Origin of the sequence: Sodalis ligni (genome assembly GCF_016865525.2) — a bacterium.
GTDB lineage: Bacteria > Pseudomonadota > Gammaproteobacteria > Enterobacterales > Enterobacteriaceae > Acerihabitans > Acerihabitans ligni.
Genome location: NZ_CP075169.1, coordinates 2,256,382 through 2,272,110, shown reverse-complemented (window position 1 = coordinate 2,272,110; position 15,729 = coordinate 2,256,382). Strand labels below are relative to the sequence as shown.

8 protein-coding genes are annotated in these 15,729 nt (G+C 60.8%); 5 read left to right on the top strand and 3 right to left on the bottom strand.

What is annotated here, in order from left to right:
• The first annotated feature begins 4 nt into the window (after positions 1–4).
• The 5 genes from GTU79_RS10640 to GTU79_RS10620 are packed head-to-tail and all read left to right on the top strand — an operon-like array spanning position 5 to position 5,327.
• Positions 5–1,051 (top strand): ABC transporter permease, encoded by a 1,047-nt coding sequence (locus tag GTU79_RS10640; protein WP_203521949.1) that lies wholly within the window; start codon positions 5–7, stop codon positions 1,049–1,051.
• Positions 1,048–2,004 (top strand): ABC transporter permease, encoded by a 957-nt coding sequence (locus tag GTU79_RS10635; protein ID WP_214513906.1) that lies wholly within the window; start codon positions 1,048–1,050, stop codon positions 2,002–2,004. Before GTU79_RS10640 ends, GTU79_RS10635 begins: the two co-directional genes overlap by 4 nt.
• Positions 1,985–3,646 (top strand): ATP-binding cassette domain-containing protein, encoded by a 1,662-nt coding sequence (locus GTU79_RS10630; protein ID WP_203521950.1) that lies wholly within the window; start codon positions 1,985–1,987, stop codon positions 3,644–3,646. Before GTU79_RS10635 ends, GTU79_RS10630 begins: the two co-directional genes overlap by 20 nt.
• Positions 3,643–4,575: an NAD-dependent epimerase/dehydratase family protein gene (locus GTU79_RS10625; protein WP_203521951.1), complete on the top strand. Its 933-nt coding sequence runs from the start codon at positions 3,643–3,645 to the stop codon at positions 4,573–4,575. The genes GTU79_RS10630 and GTU79_RS10625 overlap by 4 nt, the downstream gene beginning before the upstream one ends.
• On the top strand, positions 4,572–5,327 hold the full coding sequence (locus GTU79_RS10620) for a 3-oxoacyl-ACP reductase family protein (protein ID WP_132922254.1): 756 nt from the start codon (positions 4,572–4,574) through the stop codon (positions 5,325–5,327). Before GTU79_RS10625 ends, GTU79_RS10620 begins: the two co-directional genes overlap by 4 nt.
• Before the next feature lie 307 nt (positions 5,328–5,634).
• On the opposite strand, the gene GTU79_RS10615 is transcribed toward GTU79_RS10620, so the two are convergent.
• The 3 genes from GTU79_RS10615 to GTU79_RS10605 form a co-directional block, all read right to left on the bottom strand.
• Complete coding sequence (locus GTU79_RS10615; RefSeq protein ID WP_203521952.1) at positions 5,635–7,026, bottom strand: NAD-dependent succinate-semialdehyde dehydrogenase; 1,392 nt, start codon at positions 7,024–7,026, stop codon at positions 5,635–5,637.
• 214 nt (positions 7,027–7,240) lie between these two features.
• Positions 7,241–10,093, bottom strand: coding sequence for a sulfide/dihydroorotate dehydrogenase-like FAD/NAD-binding protein (locus GTU79_RS10610; protein ID WP_214513905.1), 2,853 nt, complete (start codon positions 10,091–10,093; stop codon positions 7,241–7,243).
• Positions 10,090–15,078: a 2-oxoacid:acceptor oxidoreductase family protein gene (locus tag GTU79_RS10605; RefSeq protein ID WP_214513904.1), complete on the bottom strand. Its 4,989-nt coding sequence runs from the start codon at positions 15,076–15,078 to the stop codon at positions 10,090–10,092. Before GTU79_RS10605 ends, GTU79_RS10610 begins: the two co-directional genes overlap by 4 nt.
• Between the last annotated feature and the right edge of the window lie 651 nt (positions 15,079–15,729).

The window sequence follows — 15,729 nt, the reverse complement described above, 5'->3', positions numbered from 1 at the left end:
GGTGATGCTTGCCACTATTCAGAAACAGTGGGATATCCTCCCGCGTTGGCTGCAGATTATCCTGGGGCGACTGGTGCTGGTGGTGCCGCAGATGTTCGGGGTGCTGCTGGTGACGTTTTTCCTGATCCGGCTGTTGCCCGGCGATCCGGCGGTGCTGCTGCTGGGCAATATGGCGACCCCGGAAGCGGTGGCGCAGCTGCGTGACCGGCTGGGATTGAATCACAGCATATGGGTCCAGTTCGCCGACTATGTGCGGCATATTTTCCAGGGCGATCTCGGCATCTCTATTTTTACCTCCAACCCGGTTACCGTCGATTTGCTTGACCGGGCGCCGGCCACCCTTGAGCTGATAGGTTATGCCCTGGTGCTGATGGTGGTGGTGGCCATCGCGCTGGCCATCGCATCAGTGGTGTGGCGCGGCGGCTTTATCGATCTCTTTGCCCGCGTATACGGTCTGGCGGCCGGGGCGATACCGGATTTCTGGATCGGCCTGCTGCTGATCTTCTTTTTCTACAGCGTGCTGGGATGGGCCGCGCCGCCGTTCGGCCGCCTGGACGCCATCCTTTCGCCGCCGCCCTACGTGACCGGTTTTTATACCATCGACAGCCTGCTGGCCGGCTCACTGGAAACATTCCGTTCCAGCGTCGGCCGGCTGATCCTGCCGGTTATCACCGTGGCGGTGGTGAACGCCGGCGCGCTGATGAAAATGACCCACAGCGTGTTTTCGGGCGTATGGCGCAGCGAATTCGTACAGCACGGCCGCGCCAGCGGCCTGTCGGAAGCGCAGCTGGTGCGCATGGCGCTGCGCAACAGCCTGCCGCCCATTATCACCATTGTCGGTTTCATCACCGGCTTCCTGCTCGGTTCGGCGGTGCTGGTGGAGACCATTTTCTCCTGGGGCGGCCTGGGACAATATGCGGTACAAGCGGTGATCAACAGCGACTACCCAGCCCTGCAGGGGTTTATCCTGGTGGCCGCGGTGTTTGTACTGCTGGTTTACCTGGCGGTGGATATTCTGTATGAACTGGCCGATCCGAGGATTCGCACATGAGACGCCTTCTTTTCATCCTGCATCGCCCGGCGGCCCTGTTTGGCCTGCTGCTGATGGTATTGCAAATCGTACTTATCCTGTTTGCTCCGCTGCTGATGCCGTTCGACCCCATGCAGGCCGATCCGTTGGCCAGCCTGCAGGCGCCCTCGGCCGTGCACTGGTTCGGCACCGACATCAACGGCATGGACGTGCTGTCGCGCGTTATCTATGCCACGCGCATTAATCTGCTGATAAGCGTTGTCTCGGTGTTTATCGCTTTTGTCGTCGGCGTGCCCCTGGGGCTGCTTATCGGTTATTACCGCAACCCTTTTTCCCATTTTGCCATGCGGGTTTTCGATTTTATCCAGTCTTTCCCGATCTTTGTGCTGGGCATGGCGCTGGTATCGGTCACCGGCCAGGAAATCTGGAACGTGGCCATTGTGCTGGCGGTACTGTTTATTCCGGTCTTCGCCCGGCTGATCCGGGCCGAAGTGCTGTCGCTGCGCGCTCGTCCGTTCGTGGCGGCGGCCCGCTGCAGCGGCGCCGGCGACCGTCATATCATGTTTTCCCATTTACTGCCCAACGCCATGCTGCCGGCCATGATCCAGGTTTCCATCTCCATCGGCATGGCGATCCTGCTGACCGCCGGACTGTCGTTCGTCGGCGCAGGGGTGCGGATGCCCACCCCCGAATGGGGGCTGATGGTGGCCGGCGGCGCACAGCAGATGATCCTGGGGGTATGGTGGGTTTCGCTGTTTCCGGGCGTGGCCATTGTCTTTTCGGTGCTGAGTTTCGCCCTGCTGGGAGACGCAATCCGCGATTGGCTTGATCCTCATAAAGTACGCCGCAGCGGCAGCCTCGGCGGCAAGGGGATTGCAAAAGCCGTTCCTCTGCCGGAAGAGACCCGGCAGGCCGCGCCCCGGCAAAAAGCGCACCGCCCGACGGAGGCCCTCCATGATTCGTCGCCAAACTGATAACCCGGCGGTCATGACCGTTGAAGACCTGACCGTGACCATCGGCGAAGCGCCGTCCGCCGATACCGTCCTGGACGGCGTCAGCTTTGAATTGCTGCCCAACGAAATACTGGGCATCGTCGGCGAAACCGGCGCCGGTAAATCGATGCTGGCCCGGGCCCTGATGAACTTGCTGCCGGAGGGGGCCGTACAGCGCGCCGGTCGTATCGCCCTTGGCGGCAAGACCATCGGGGAGATGAGCCCCCGGGAACGGCAAAAAGTGCGCGGCGGCAACATCGCCCTGATAGGCACCAACGCCAAGGCGCTGCTGGATCCGGTACAGACGGTAGGCCGGCAGATCGTGCGGGTCTTGCAGCGTCACCGTCCGCAGCCGAAGGCCGATGCCTGGCAAACCATGGTAAACCTGCTGACGGAAGTGGGCATTGTCGATCCCGCCAACCGGGCCAACGCTTACCCCCATGAGCTCTCGGGCGGGATGGCGCAACGGGTGGTTATCGCCATGGCGCTGGTGGCCGAGCCGGCCATTTTGCTGGCCGACGATGCCACCCTGGGCCTGGATGCCACGGTATCGGTGCAGGTATTGGATATGCTGGTATCGCGCTGCAAGGCCCGCGGCCTGTCGGTGGTGCTGATAACCCACGACCTGGGCATTATCGCCCATTACTGCCAGCGGGTGGCCATTATGCGCCGGGGACGCTTCGTGGAAATCGACGACGTCAACCGTTTCCTGGCCGGCCCGGCCCTGCCCTACAGCCAGGCATTGCTGGCCGCCGCCCTGGCCCGCCCGTTGCCGGCCACGCACCGGGACAGCGGCGATCGGCGCCCGCTGCTGGAAGTCACCGGGCTGGTCAAACTGTTCCCAGGCAAACGGCCGGGGCAAACGGTACGCGCGGTGGACAATGTCTCGTTTGTTATAGAGCGCGGCCAGACCTTGGCGCTGGTGGGTGAAAGCGGCTCCGGCAAAACCACCATCGGACAATGCCTTATACAGCTACTGCCCATGACAAGCGGTATCGTGACCTTTGACGGCCAGCATATCAGCGCCATGGAGCCCAGGCTGTTCCGGCCGCTGCGCAAGCGAATCCAAATGGTATTCCAGGAACCCTACGTAGCGCTCAATCCCCGTTGGCAGGTACGCCGTCTGATGGATGAACCACTGCGTATGCTGGAAAACCTGTCGGCGCGGCAGCGGCGGGAACGGGTCGCCCAGGGATTGGACCTGGTCAATCTGCCGGCCCATTACGCCGAATGGTATCCCCATGAACTCAGCGCCGGCGAGCAAAAGCGGGTGGGCATCGCCCGCGCCCTCATCTCCCGGCCCGATTTTGTGATTTTTGACGAACCCACCACCGCCCTGGATATCCGGGTACGGGCGCAGATTATAGATCTTATACGCGAACTGCAGTCCAGGATGCATCTCACCGCGCTGTTTATCACCCACGATCTCAACTCGGTGCGGTCGCTGGCCCACCACGTGGCGGTCATGAACAAAGGCCGCATCGTGGAACAGGGTCCGGTGGACACCATCTTCAACGCGCCCGCGGATCCCTATACCCTCAAGCTGCTGTCGGCGGAACTGTCCATCGAGGGTAAACCACCGGCGGCAGTACCGCTGCCGTCTTCCGGCGAGACTTTATCATGACTGACGAATCCATCCTGATCACCGGTGCCAACGGTCTGATTGGCCGGCATCTGCTCAAACGCCTGGTACGGGAAGGCCGGCGGGCAATCGGTATCGATCTGGCCGCCCGTGACGCCCCGGATCGGGTGTTGGCCTGCGATATTACCGATATCCATCGCCTTTACGGCCTGGCCCGGCAATATTCGCTGACCGATATTATCCATTGCGGCGCCATCTCGGGTCCGATGGTAATGCTGGACAACCCTTACGGCATTATCCGCGCCAATGTCGACGGCACCGCCAATATCATGGAAATGGCCCGCGTCATGGGCCTGCGCCGCCTGGTGTTCTGTTCCTCCACCAGCGCCTATGGCCCCACCGACGATACCGGCGCGGGGATCACCGAACGGGCGCCGCTGCGCCCCGGCAGCGTCTACGGCGCCAGCAAGGTGGCCTGCGAGCAGCTATTGGCCGCCTACCGCCGTCAGCACGGCCAGGACAATGTCGCCATCCGACTGTCCTGGGTCTATGGCCCCGGCCGTACCACCGATTGCGTTATCCGCTCCCTGATTACCTCCGTATTGCGGCGCCAGGCGGTGGAGTGGCCGTGGGGCGCCAATTTCCACCGCCAGTATATTTATGTGGACGACGCGGCTTCGGCGCTGCTGGCGGCGCTGGATGCCCCCCGCTGCCCCGACGGGGTTTATACCGCTACCGGAGGCAGCTACCTGACCCTGGCCGAGGTGGCGGAAACCGTACAGCAGGTGTTGGGACAGGGGCAGATCCGGTTCGCCGACGGACCCGACCCCCTGGATGATGTCCAGCACCGTTTTGATATTTCCGCCATCGCCGACGGGCTGGGATTCGTTCCCCATTATTCATTGTCACAGGGCATCCGTGCCTATGCCGATTGGCTGGCACCGCTGATATCACAGGAGATACACCCATGAATGTCTTTAGTCTTGAAGGACGCCGTGCGCTGGTGACCGGCGGCAGCCGCGGCATCGGAGCCGAGATCGTCGCGCTTTTCGCCGAACAGGGCGCCAGCGTGGGGTATTGCCAGTACGGCGACGACGACAATGCCCTCGCCCTGGCGGAAAATATGGCGCGGCGCGGCCTGCCGGTAGTCCACACCCGTTGCGACGTCGCCGACGAAGACCAGGTCGCGGCCATGGGCCGCTGGGCCGGCGAAACGCTGGGGGAGGTGGATATTCTGGTCAACTGCGCCGGCATCGGCGGTGATTTGCTGTTCCATGAGCTTAGCGTCGCGGCTTTCGACCGCATGATTGCCGTTCACATGCGCGGGACCTTCCTGGTGACCCGCACGTTTTTCCAGGGCATGATCGACCGGCGCTGGGGCCGGGTGATTAATTTTTCCTCGCAGCTGGCGTTTAAAGGCGCTCCCGGCCAGGCCCACTATTGCGCGGCCAAGGGCGCGATAGTGGGTTTCACCAGGGCCTTATCCTATGAAGGCGCGCCCCATGGCGTCACGGTGAACGCCATCGCGCCCGGGCCGGTGGAAACCGATATGCTGATGGGATTGTCCGACGCATGGCGCGCCATGAAACAGGCGCAGCTTCCCATCGGCCGTTTCGGTTTTCCCCGGGAAATCGCGCCCACCGCCCTACTGCTGGCTTCCGAAGCCGGTTCCTATTATGTGGGGCAAAACCTCTCCCCCAACGGCGGCGATGTGATGATCTGAAACAGGGTCCGCCGCGGAGGAACGTGGGTGTCTAACGCGTTAGGGGAGAGATTAAAAAGCCGGCCAATAGAGGCTATTGGCCGCAGACTGCTGACAAACGTACTCGGCGTTAATAAGGAGGGACAGGCTGCCAGAAGAGTAAACCGTCCGCGCCAGGGATGGCGCGGATCGAGCCTCCAGGGATGGATTCACGGCGTGTTTACGATCTGGTAGCCTGCCCCGACCGGACACTTTGTCAACAAACCCCGGCCAATAGAGGCTATTGGCCGGCTCCGCTGTGAAGGTGGCGGGACTGTTAACGGACGGGTTAAAACTCGGCGTTGATATCCACCACCGACACCAGCTTGTGGTTAACGAACTCCTTGATGCCGAGCCCGATAAGCTCGCGTCCATAGCCGGAGCGCCGAACGCCGCCGAACGGCAGGTCCGCTTTCACCCGGGTGGGATGGTTGATATAAACCATGCCGGTGGAGAATTTCCGCGCCAATTCCGCCCCATGCTTGGCATCAGCGGTAAATATCGAGCCGCCCAGGCCGAAGGGGGAATCATTGGCAATGCGCAGGGCATCGTCCTCGTCTTCGGCACGGAAGATCATGGAGACCGGGCCGAAATATTCCATGGAATAGGCCGGGTTATCCTCCGCCACGTTGGTCAGGATGGTGGGCTGAACAAACGCGCCCTGCGCAGGGACCTTCGGGCCGACTTCCGTGGCGGTAGCGCCATGTTCCACCGCCAGCCGGATTTTTTGTTTCACCTCATCGGCGGCTTCCTGCGACGACAAGGGCGCCAGGGTGGTGGTTTCCAGCAAGGGATCGCCGGCGCGCAGCGCCGCCACGCCTTGGGTATAGCGGGTCAGGAAGTCATCATAGACGTCGTCAACCACGATCATGCGTTTAGATGAAACACACACCTGGCCGCCGTTCCAATGCCGTCCGAAGACCGCCCATTTCACCGTAGGCTCCATGTCGGCATCCGCCAGGACAATAAAGGCATCCGCCCCGCCCAGTTCAAGAGTGGATTTTTTCAGTGCCTTCGCCGCCTGCTGGGCCACCAGCGCGCCGGCGCCTTCCGAGCCCGTCAGCGCCACGCCCTGGACATGGGGATGGTTAAGGATAAGCTCGATCTGCGAGCGGGTGGCATACAGATTGGTAAACGCGCCGTCCGGCAATCCCGCTTCATGCATAAGCTGCTCAAAAATAGCCGCCGCCTGGGGGACGTTGGAGGCATGCTTCAACAGCAGGGTATTCCCGGCTGAAAGCTGCGGCGCAATGATACGGGCTATCTGGTAATAGGGGAAATTCCAGGGTTCGATGGCCAGCAGCACGCCCAGCGGCTCATGATAAACCACCGATTCCGCTTCTTCGGGTTTCGCTACGGTGAGTTTTTCCGGTTCCAGCAGGGTTTCGGCATTGTTGGCGTAAAACTCGAAAATTTGCGCCGACAGTTCCACTTCGGCTTTCGCCTCGGACAGTATCTTCCCCATTTCCAGGGTCAAGATTTTGGCGTAACGCTCGCTGTTGTCGCGCAGAATATCCGCGGCGCGCTGCATGATTTTACTACGCGCCTGGAAAGACTGGTCTTTCCAGGAGAGAAAAGCTTTGTGCGCATGCTCTATAGCAGTCAACACTTCTTCATCGGTTGCGTCGGGAAAGGTTTTCACTACCTGGCCGGTAAAAGGATTCTTGGTTGCATAAGCCATTACTGTATTCCTTCACATTTGATCTACATCGCAGAAGCATTTAATAATACTCCTCGCAACTTTATTTTACAGCATCGTTAATATTTCGACACAAAATAGCGGTTAATTTGGCTGGAATGCTGAAAACAACTGGCATATCGGATAGATGTTGGCACAAAATCTTGTGGATAGTGGTCCCCGTGCATCGCTTTGACACCGTCCGGGGACCCTGGTATTACGCGAAGCCGTGCCGCCGTTTGCTGGCCAGCTCCTGCGCGCTGAATTGATTAAAACGCGGCAGGAACTTGTCCCAGTCGATAAGATGTCCGTCGATTTCCGGGCCATCGATACAGGCGTGTTTGCGCACCAGCCGGCCGTCGATGTTTACCGGCACCATACAGGCGCCGCACATGCCGGTGGCATCCACCATGATGGAGTTCAGACTGGCAACGGTCTTGACGCCGTACGTGCGCGTCAAGTCGCACACAGCACGCATCATCAGCGGCGGGCCGATGGTGACGACTTCGGCTATTTCCCTGCCGCTCCCTTGCCGATTGGCTTTAAGCAGCTCTTCCAAGGGGCCGGTGACGAAGCCTTTGACGCCGTAACTGCCGTCGTTACTGGTATAGATGACGTCCAGCAATCCCGGATAACGCTGCTGCAGCTTGCCGATGCGTTCGTCGCCGCGGGTCCAGAACAGCAGGGAATCATTGCGGAAACCGGCAATAAGCGTGACATGGTTACCGGCGCGTAAATGCTCCCGCATAATGGGATAGACCGGCGGCAGGCCGACGCCGCCGGCGGGGAACACCACGGTTTCGCCGGTCCCATAGGCGTGCAGGACGCTGGGCCGGCCAAGAGGACCGGCGATGCCGGCGAAGGCATCCCCTACCTGCATCCGGTTAATCGCCATACTGCTGCTGCCCAGCCCCTGCACCACCAGGCAGAGGGTGCCTTTCTCCGCATCCCAGTCGGCCAGGGTCAGGGGGATCAGTTCGCCGTTGGCCCACGGCAGTACGCGGACAAATTGTCCGGCGCGGGCGGCGCGGGCGATATGCGGCGCATGGACGATAAACTCGACGATACCCTCCGCCAGTTCAATTTTCTCCAGAATGGTTTTCGGGGCGGCGCCCAGCTTGGAGTAGCTCCCGGCCAGGCTTACCCTGGACCGGATATCCCCGGCGGACAGGTTCATGTCGCCGAGAATTTCACGGGCCGCCGCCTGGCCGTCGCCGGCGGCATTGATGGCGGTGGAACCTCCCCGCGACGCATCGCCCCCGGAATATACGCCGTCGAGGGAGGTTTGCTGCGAGCCCCGGCCAAGCTCGACGGTGCCCCAGCGGGTGGTATGCAGATCCGGCTCCGCGTCTTTGATAATGGGATTGGGGGAGTTGCCCAGGGCCATAATCACCAGATCCACCGCCATAGGCTCTTTCTCACCGGTGGCCGCCGGGCTGCGGCGGCCGGAGGCATCCGGATCCCCCAGGGCCATGACATCGAGCATGGCCTGCCGGACGAAATGGGTCTTATCGTCGCCGATAAACTCGCAGGGAGCGCGCAGGACCTTGAGCACAATGCCCTCCTCCTGCGCATGCCGCAGCTCTTCCACCCGCGCCGGCATTTCACTCTCGGTGCGGCGATAGACGATGGTAACGTCGCCCCCCAGGCGCAGAGCGGTACGGGCCGCATCCATAGCGGTATTGCCGCCGCCGATAACCATCACCCGCTTGCCGCGTATTTCCGGCAGCGGCGTTTCATAGCCTTCACGGGCCCCCTGCATCAGGTTGACGCGGGTGAGAAACTCGTTGGCCGACATCACGTTAAGCAGATGCTCGCCGGGCACGTTCATAAAGCGCGGCAGCCCGGCGCCGGTGCCGACGAAAATCTTCCAGAATCCGGCGTTCTTCAGATCTTCGAGGGTGGCGGTTTTACCCACCACAAAATTGGTGACAAATCTGCCCCCCAGCAGCGTTATCTTGTCCACCACATCGTTAATCAGTTCATTGGGCAGCCGGAACTCCGGAATGCCATACCGCAACACCCCGCCCAGGGCGTGGAACGCTTCGAACACCGTCACCGGAAATCCCTCCGCCGCCAGCAGATAGGCATTTATCAGTCCGGCGGGCCCGGAACCCACCACCGCGATAGGGGGCTTCACCGCCTGCAGCCAGGGATCGGAAGGCGGGAGGGAATCCTCGCCGCCGCCGGCGAACAGCTTATCCCGCTGGGGCAGATACCATTCAAGCTGGCCGATTTCAATCGGCCGCTTTTGGTGGGTGCATACCCCCTGGCACTGCAACTCCTGCGGGCAGACCCGTCCCGTGACGTTGGGCAGGGGATTGCAGCTTTGTATCAACTCCATGGCCTGGCGAAAGCGGCCGGTACCCAGCAGGCTGAGCATTTGCGGAATATGGATTTTTACCGGGCATCCGCCTTTGGGCTCCGGCCGGCCGGGCTCCGCGAGACCGACTTCACAGGGTTTTTCCTCGCACTGCTTGTCGCGCAGCGCTTCGAGCCAGACCAGCAGTTCCACTTCCCGTGCGCTGTAGCCCACATTCATATACCCGAGGTAACCCTGATTCACCAGTTCAAAATCCCGCGCGCGCAGCTGCGGGTCACGAATATAGGGCGGAATGGCGTTTTCCGCCGGCCAGTTATCCGACAATCCCAGGAACACCGGATATCTCTGCGACAGATGCCGGTCAAGGGCGCGAATGAATTTACGTTTGAGCTTCAGGGGAACATCCCAGATAAAACGCATCAGCACCTTGCTGGCGTCATCGTCCCGCAATAGCAGTTCCCATAAGACATGGGTAAATTCAGCGCCCAGTTCCTCCTGCCGGAACTCCCAGGCCACCGCCTCGGTCCCGTCGGCGATGAACATGTCGCGAAAAACCCGCGGATCGTTTTGCAGCCGTCGGCCCAGGAGCTCCATTTGCCGGTGGTAGGTCTCCACCGGCTCCGTCTGTTCCAGCGCCTCCAGCTGTGCGCGCGTATTTTCCAGCGCGCTGCCGGCCTTGAGATAGCGGTGCAATACGCTCTGCGGCGAACCTTCCTGCGTTGATGAAATCGTGTTTTCGCTGCTCATTGTATGATCTCCGCATCGCAGTTGGCCGCCACCCGTTCAATACGGCGTTTCAGCTCCGGCGTGATGGTTATGCGTTCCAGCACGCCGGGGATCATATGGGCGACTTCCCGGCTTTCACCGTTGAAAGCCACCAGGGTTCTTTCGAAGATCTCGGGCAAATCCTGATAGCAGGTTTTGCAATTGGTGCATTTCTCCTGATCTTCCGGGGAGAGCGTTACCGGCACTTCGCCGCCGGCCGCGGCCGCGGGAGACGCGCCGGGGGATGAAGCATCGTCCACCATACTGATGGGAATGGTACCGGCGCCCGCCGCCGGCGCCTTGCTGGATGTCGCCAGCCGGGACATGGCGCGGGCAATGACGTCCATGGCCGTGTCCTGTTGCCGCAGGGAAGCCTCATATTGCGACTGTAGCGCACTGATGGCGGCATCATGTTCAGCCGCCATTTTCCCGGCATGCTGGCCGGCAAGATATTGCAGCATCCGCCAGTACTTACGCCGCTCTTCCACCAGTTCGATGAGGGACGGCGAGACACCCAGCTTGATCAGATGCCGATTGGCGTCAACGGAATAGACAAAGGCAATGCTTTGCGCCCGTTCATCCGGCGGTAGATCGATATAGTCCTCCACCGCCACCGTAGACCGGCCATCGGTATTATCGATAGCATGGAATTGCTTCCTGAAGCGGTTTTCCCCCAGGGCGAAGACCGCCGGCGTCAGCGCCATGTTGAGCAGTTGCAATCCGCCGTTTTCATCAAGGTATTCCAGGGTGGTGCCGGCCCAATCCTTGTCCGTATCGGGATTACCCTCCAGGGAGAACCACTCGTGCAGTGAAGCGCCGCGGCGCGTATCGTGCACAAACACCGGGTTCATCCGGCTTTCCACCGCCAGCCGGCCATGCCGGGCGGCGGCGGCGTCGGTAATGCCGTGTTCGCTCTGGCAAGGGGTATAGATATCCATCACCGCCGGTCCCCCGCTATAGCGGAGGAACTCCAGCGTATTTTTGAGGAAGTGCCCCGGCAGCGCGGTGGTGCTGGAACAGACAAACACATCCGGATGGAAGGAGGCAATCAATCCCAGTTCCTTGCGCGCTTCATGCTTGCCGCCCTGGGCCTTGCCGATACGGGCCAGGTCGGCGTCCTGGCCGATAAAGCTGGACGTGGAGGCCTGGCCGCCGGTATTGGAATATACGCCGGTATTGAGCACTACTACCTTGAGCGGCGTGCCGCTGGTTAAAATGCGCGATAGCGCGCCAAAACCGATATCGTAGGTGGCGCCGTCTCCGCCGATGGTCATGACCGTCGGCAGCAGGGCCAGTTCGTCAGCGGTGAAGCCGGTCCAGTCCAGGTAGCGGAGCGCCGCATCGTGCTGCTCCGGCAGGTATTGATCCGCCAGTTCAAGACGGGCCAGGCGCAGCGCGCGGATATCGTTCACCGACTGCGCGGCAAGCCCTTCGAACATCCCTTTGGCCAGGGGCTGGGCATCCTGGAACAGGCTGTTGACCCAAGGATCGTTATAGCAGGTGTACGGGAAGGTCGAGGCGTAACCGCTGCGCAGGCCGGTGGAATTGGCGATACCGGCCCCCGCCGGGCCATTGCCGCCGGGGCCGCCTTCGTAGAGATACAGCCTTTTTTCCAGCGTGCCGATAAGACCGTCCAGGCGCTCGCGCCGGATTTCTTCGATAGCGGGCAGCGCGCTCCGTTTTTCGTTCAGACGGGAAATAAGGTCTTCCAGCTCCCGCCGGTGATCCTGCTGACGCTTATGGGTGACGGCATGGTTGGCGGATACCACCAAACGGATGGCCGTTACCTCGCCGCAGCCGCGGCACCCGCCGTGGCCGCCGGTGGTGGCGTAATAATTACCGGGATCAAGCAGCAGCCGCTTGATGTCGCCATCGGGCTTGAGCGCGTCGGCATAAAAACGCGCCGGCGTTTTCGGCAGCGTGGTCATAAATTCGAAACGGGCCTGCAGAGTCTGCTGCAACGGCGCATCCTGGGAACGCTCACTCAGCGCGCCGGGCCCGCAGACGCTGATGCATTCAAGGCAACCGGTGCATTTCCACGGATCGATAACGGCGGCATACAGGCCGCCGCCGGTACCGTTTTTTTCCGCCGCATCAAAGAACGGACGGGTCCGCGCGACGGGATAGGCCGCCAGTACGTCGGCCAGTTTGGCAAAGTCGGTTCGCAGGGCCGCCGCGTCGATGACCAGACCCGCCGCCGCATCGGCGACGACTTCATGAAAAGGCCGCGGCGTTTTGCTTTGACGATAGGTTTCCCGCACCGCATCCGCCAGCGGATAAAGATGTGCCGCCATGGCCTCGCGCCGGCTTTCGGCCAGGCCGAGGCGGCGGATACCCTCCAGCAGCAGTTCATGGATATCATGTACCGAATTCGGAATCGCCGCATCCGGACAAACCAGCGCACACTCCATACAGCCGGTGCATGCCTCGGCGTGAAACTCGGGCACGGAACGGCGGAACAGTCCTTTATCCTTCGCGCTCGCGGTGCCGGCGGGCATAAACAGCCCGGCGCCGGGCAATACCGGCGCTTCGCCGATAGTGCCTTCCCGGAAGGGACGCGCGACGGTTTCTTCATAATAGTCATGGTCGAAAAGACCGTTCAGCACCGATGTTTGTGCCGAGTGTTCCCCATCGGCGGACAACGACAGCCCATACGGATTCGCCGACAGCCGTTGGCCGTCGGCATCGGCAAATTCTGCCGAGGCGTAATCGACGCTTTGGGTAGCTGCAATGCCGTCGTGGATTACCGCCATATTGCCTTCAACCACCGCGCCGCCCTTCGCGCCGAACTTCTTGCCGATTTGCTGGCGGATTTTCGCCAGGATGGCGGCGGCGGATGATCCCGCCGAGACCCGCTCCACATGCCCCACCACCGCGCCGATAAAGGCGATGCCCATCATGCGGGTTTCCAGTTCCGGCGTCGGCGCGTGTTTTTTTGCGACGGCAAACGCATCGATTATCAGAAAACGGATAGCCTTGTCCCGCAGGGTCTTGCGGGCCGAAGCCGGCAATTCCCGCCAAACCTCTTCGGGAGCAAGATTGGATTGCATGATAAACGTGCCCCCGGACGTCAGACCGCGCAGGGGGTTGGTATGACTAAAGACCTTATGATCCGGCGAAATAACGATTTCCACATCTTCCAATTCAGCATTGGTGATTTTTACCGGCTCCGGACTGAGGGTGATGTAATAATTGGTGGGCGCGCCGCTCTTTTCCGAACCGTATTTCGGCGCCGATTTGGAGTGCATGTCCAAAGCGCCCGCCAGAATGTCGGTTAACAGTTTACCGGTGGCGATGGTGCCATAGCCCCCCACCGAGTGGAAACGGATACGGAAAGCGCCCTCCGGCAACAAATTCGGGTTCGGCCCGGTATTAAGCGCCATCCGTTCGGTTTCAGGATATGCCCCTTTCAGGCGCGCCTGGAGTTTATCCAAATAGGGGGACGGCGTCGGGGAGAAGAACTGTGAACCCAGATAGATCAAAGGCGCACCCTGCCCGTCCGACATATTTTTGAAGGCGGCAATCAAATGCCGCGGCTGCAAATCGTGCCCGCCGAGGCCGAAAATGGCGGTGGTAAGCGTCGGCATGGACTGGAGAGCGGGAATTCCCGCGTGGCGCACCCCATCGGCATTTTCCCGTGCCTGGAACAGGGCACGGGTCACCCGGACGGTGAGTTCCGTCTGATCGGAACGTTCCAGCACCGTCACGGCCCGCTTGCCCCGCAGGGCCGCCACCACTTCCGCTTCCGGGAATGGCTGCAGCAGCTTAACGGCCACCAGCCCCACTTTTTGTCCCTGGCGGCGCAGATACGCCACCACGGCTTCGATGTCATCGGTAACGGATCCCAGCGCCACCATGACGTCCTCGGCGTCTTCACACATAAAGGTCTGCACCGGCTGGTAGCGGCGTCCGGTCAACTCGCCGTATTCCGCCATCGCCTGACGCACCAGCGCCGGCACGTCGCTGGCGAAATGAGTGCGGTGATCCGCCGACCCGGCCTGGAAATCCGGCTGGTTCTGCACCCCGCCTGTCAGACCCGGATTATTGACGTCGATTAACGCCGGCACTCGCTGCCGGGTACCCCGTTCAAAGGCGTTCAGCCACTGCCGCCGCCAGGGAGCATGCAGTTCAGCGGGCAGCCAGTCCAGGGTCGGCGCCATCAGGAAGCCTTGCAAATCCTGTTCGATGGATTCCGCGTGAAGCTCCAGATAGCTTTGCAGCATAGTCCGCTCATCGGCGGCAATGTCCGCCTGGTGACGGGAGAGGTACGCTTTAAGCTGAAATACGCGGCCTTTGGCGCCATAGAGCATCTCCTGCGCCGCGGTCGGCGCCTTGATGCGCCCGGCCGGGTCCCCCAGATATTCCGCCAACAGCGCCGGCTCCGGCAGCAGCGCTTCGCACAGCATATGGCTGGTGGAAAATCCGTCCATGGCGTTGGCGACCGGAATGAGGGACAGTGAAGAGACCCGGTAGGCTATGGCCGCCAGATCCGCCGCTTCCTGGGGATTCGCGCCGAAAAGGATAGTGTATCCGGACGGGAGCAGCGCGTAGACATCATCATGGCCGGCCATCACGTTTAACGAATGTTTTGACACCACCCGCGCCGCCACCTGCAGTACAAAACCTCCCACCTTCTTGCCCACCGTGACGTAGTGGGATTCCATCGCATAAAGAATGCCTTGGCTTGACGAGGCGTTCGAGATGTATTGCCCGCCGGTCAATGCCGCCCCGAGCGCACCGCTCTGGGCCGAATGCTCCCCTTCCGGGCTGAAGAAAAACGGATGCTTGCCCCAGACGTTGACGCCGCCCTCTGCGCGGGCGGCTTCGAAAATCTCTGCAATTTCCGTCGACGGGGTTATGGGATAACCGATAACGCCGCCACAAACGTGATTCATGATATAGGCAACAGCACCATTGCCATGAATCACACTGGGAATGCCTGGATATTTCACTTTATTGTTTTTCATAATGACTTGTCTGTAGGGTGGGTAATATATTAAGCCGTGCTAACCTGCGGCGGCGCCTTTATAAAACATCACGTTTTGATATCGTATCTCTGCGTTACATTAAATACGTTTAGGCTACCGGCTACACTCACAAGACCTTAATACATCATACGAAACTAATGTCCCGTTTCCCCTCTATCCCCTGCGGGTTATAACCCCAAGGGAAGACCGGCAGACGCTTTCATGTCCCTCTCCCCGCCGCTGAAAGAGACAGCGCCGCCGGGACAGGGCATCCGGGCAACGGCTTTTCAGATACGGCGGCAGAGCGTAAAAACCCTTCTTCTTATATGGTTATACTCAGAGAATGTAGCCGATTTTTGCCGATAAAAAGCGGCCTTATATCACGCGGCGACGCTTTTCCCGATCGCAACTGGACTGCCCCCGAAATCATGGACAGATCCTGTCCTCACGATGAGGCTCGTTCAAAGGACTCGGGACCGATTTTGCCCAGGTGGCTGTGCCGGCGGGCGCCGGTCTTTGGCAGCGGGGAAAGCGAGTTTGACGGCATGCGGGGCACGTCCGTACCGTTCCAACGTCGGAGGAAAAGGGGGCGGGCCAGGGCGAATGCCGCAGGTAGCAAAATTCAGAACGTGAAAAACGAACTAGAAGGCA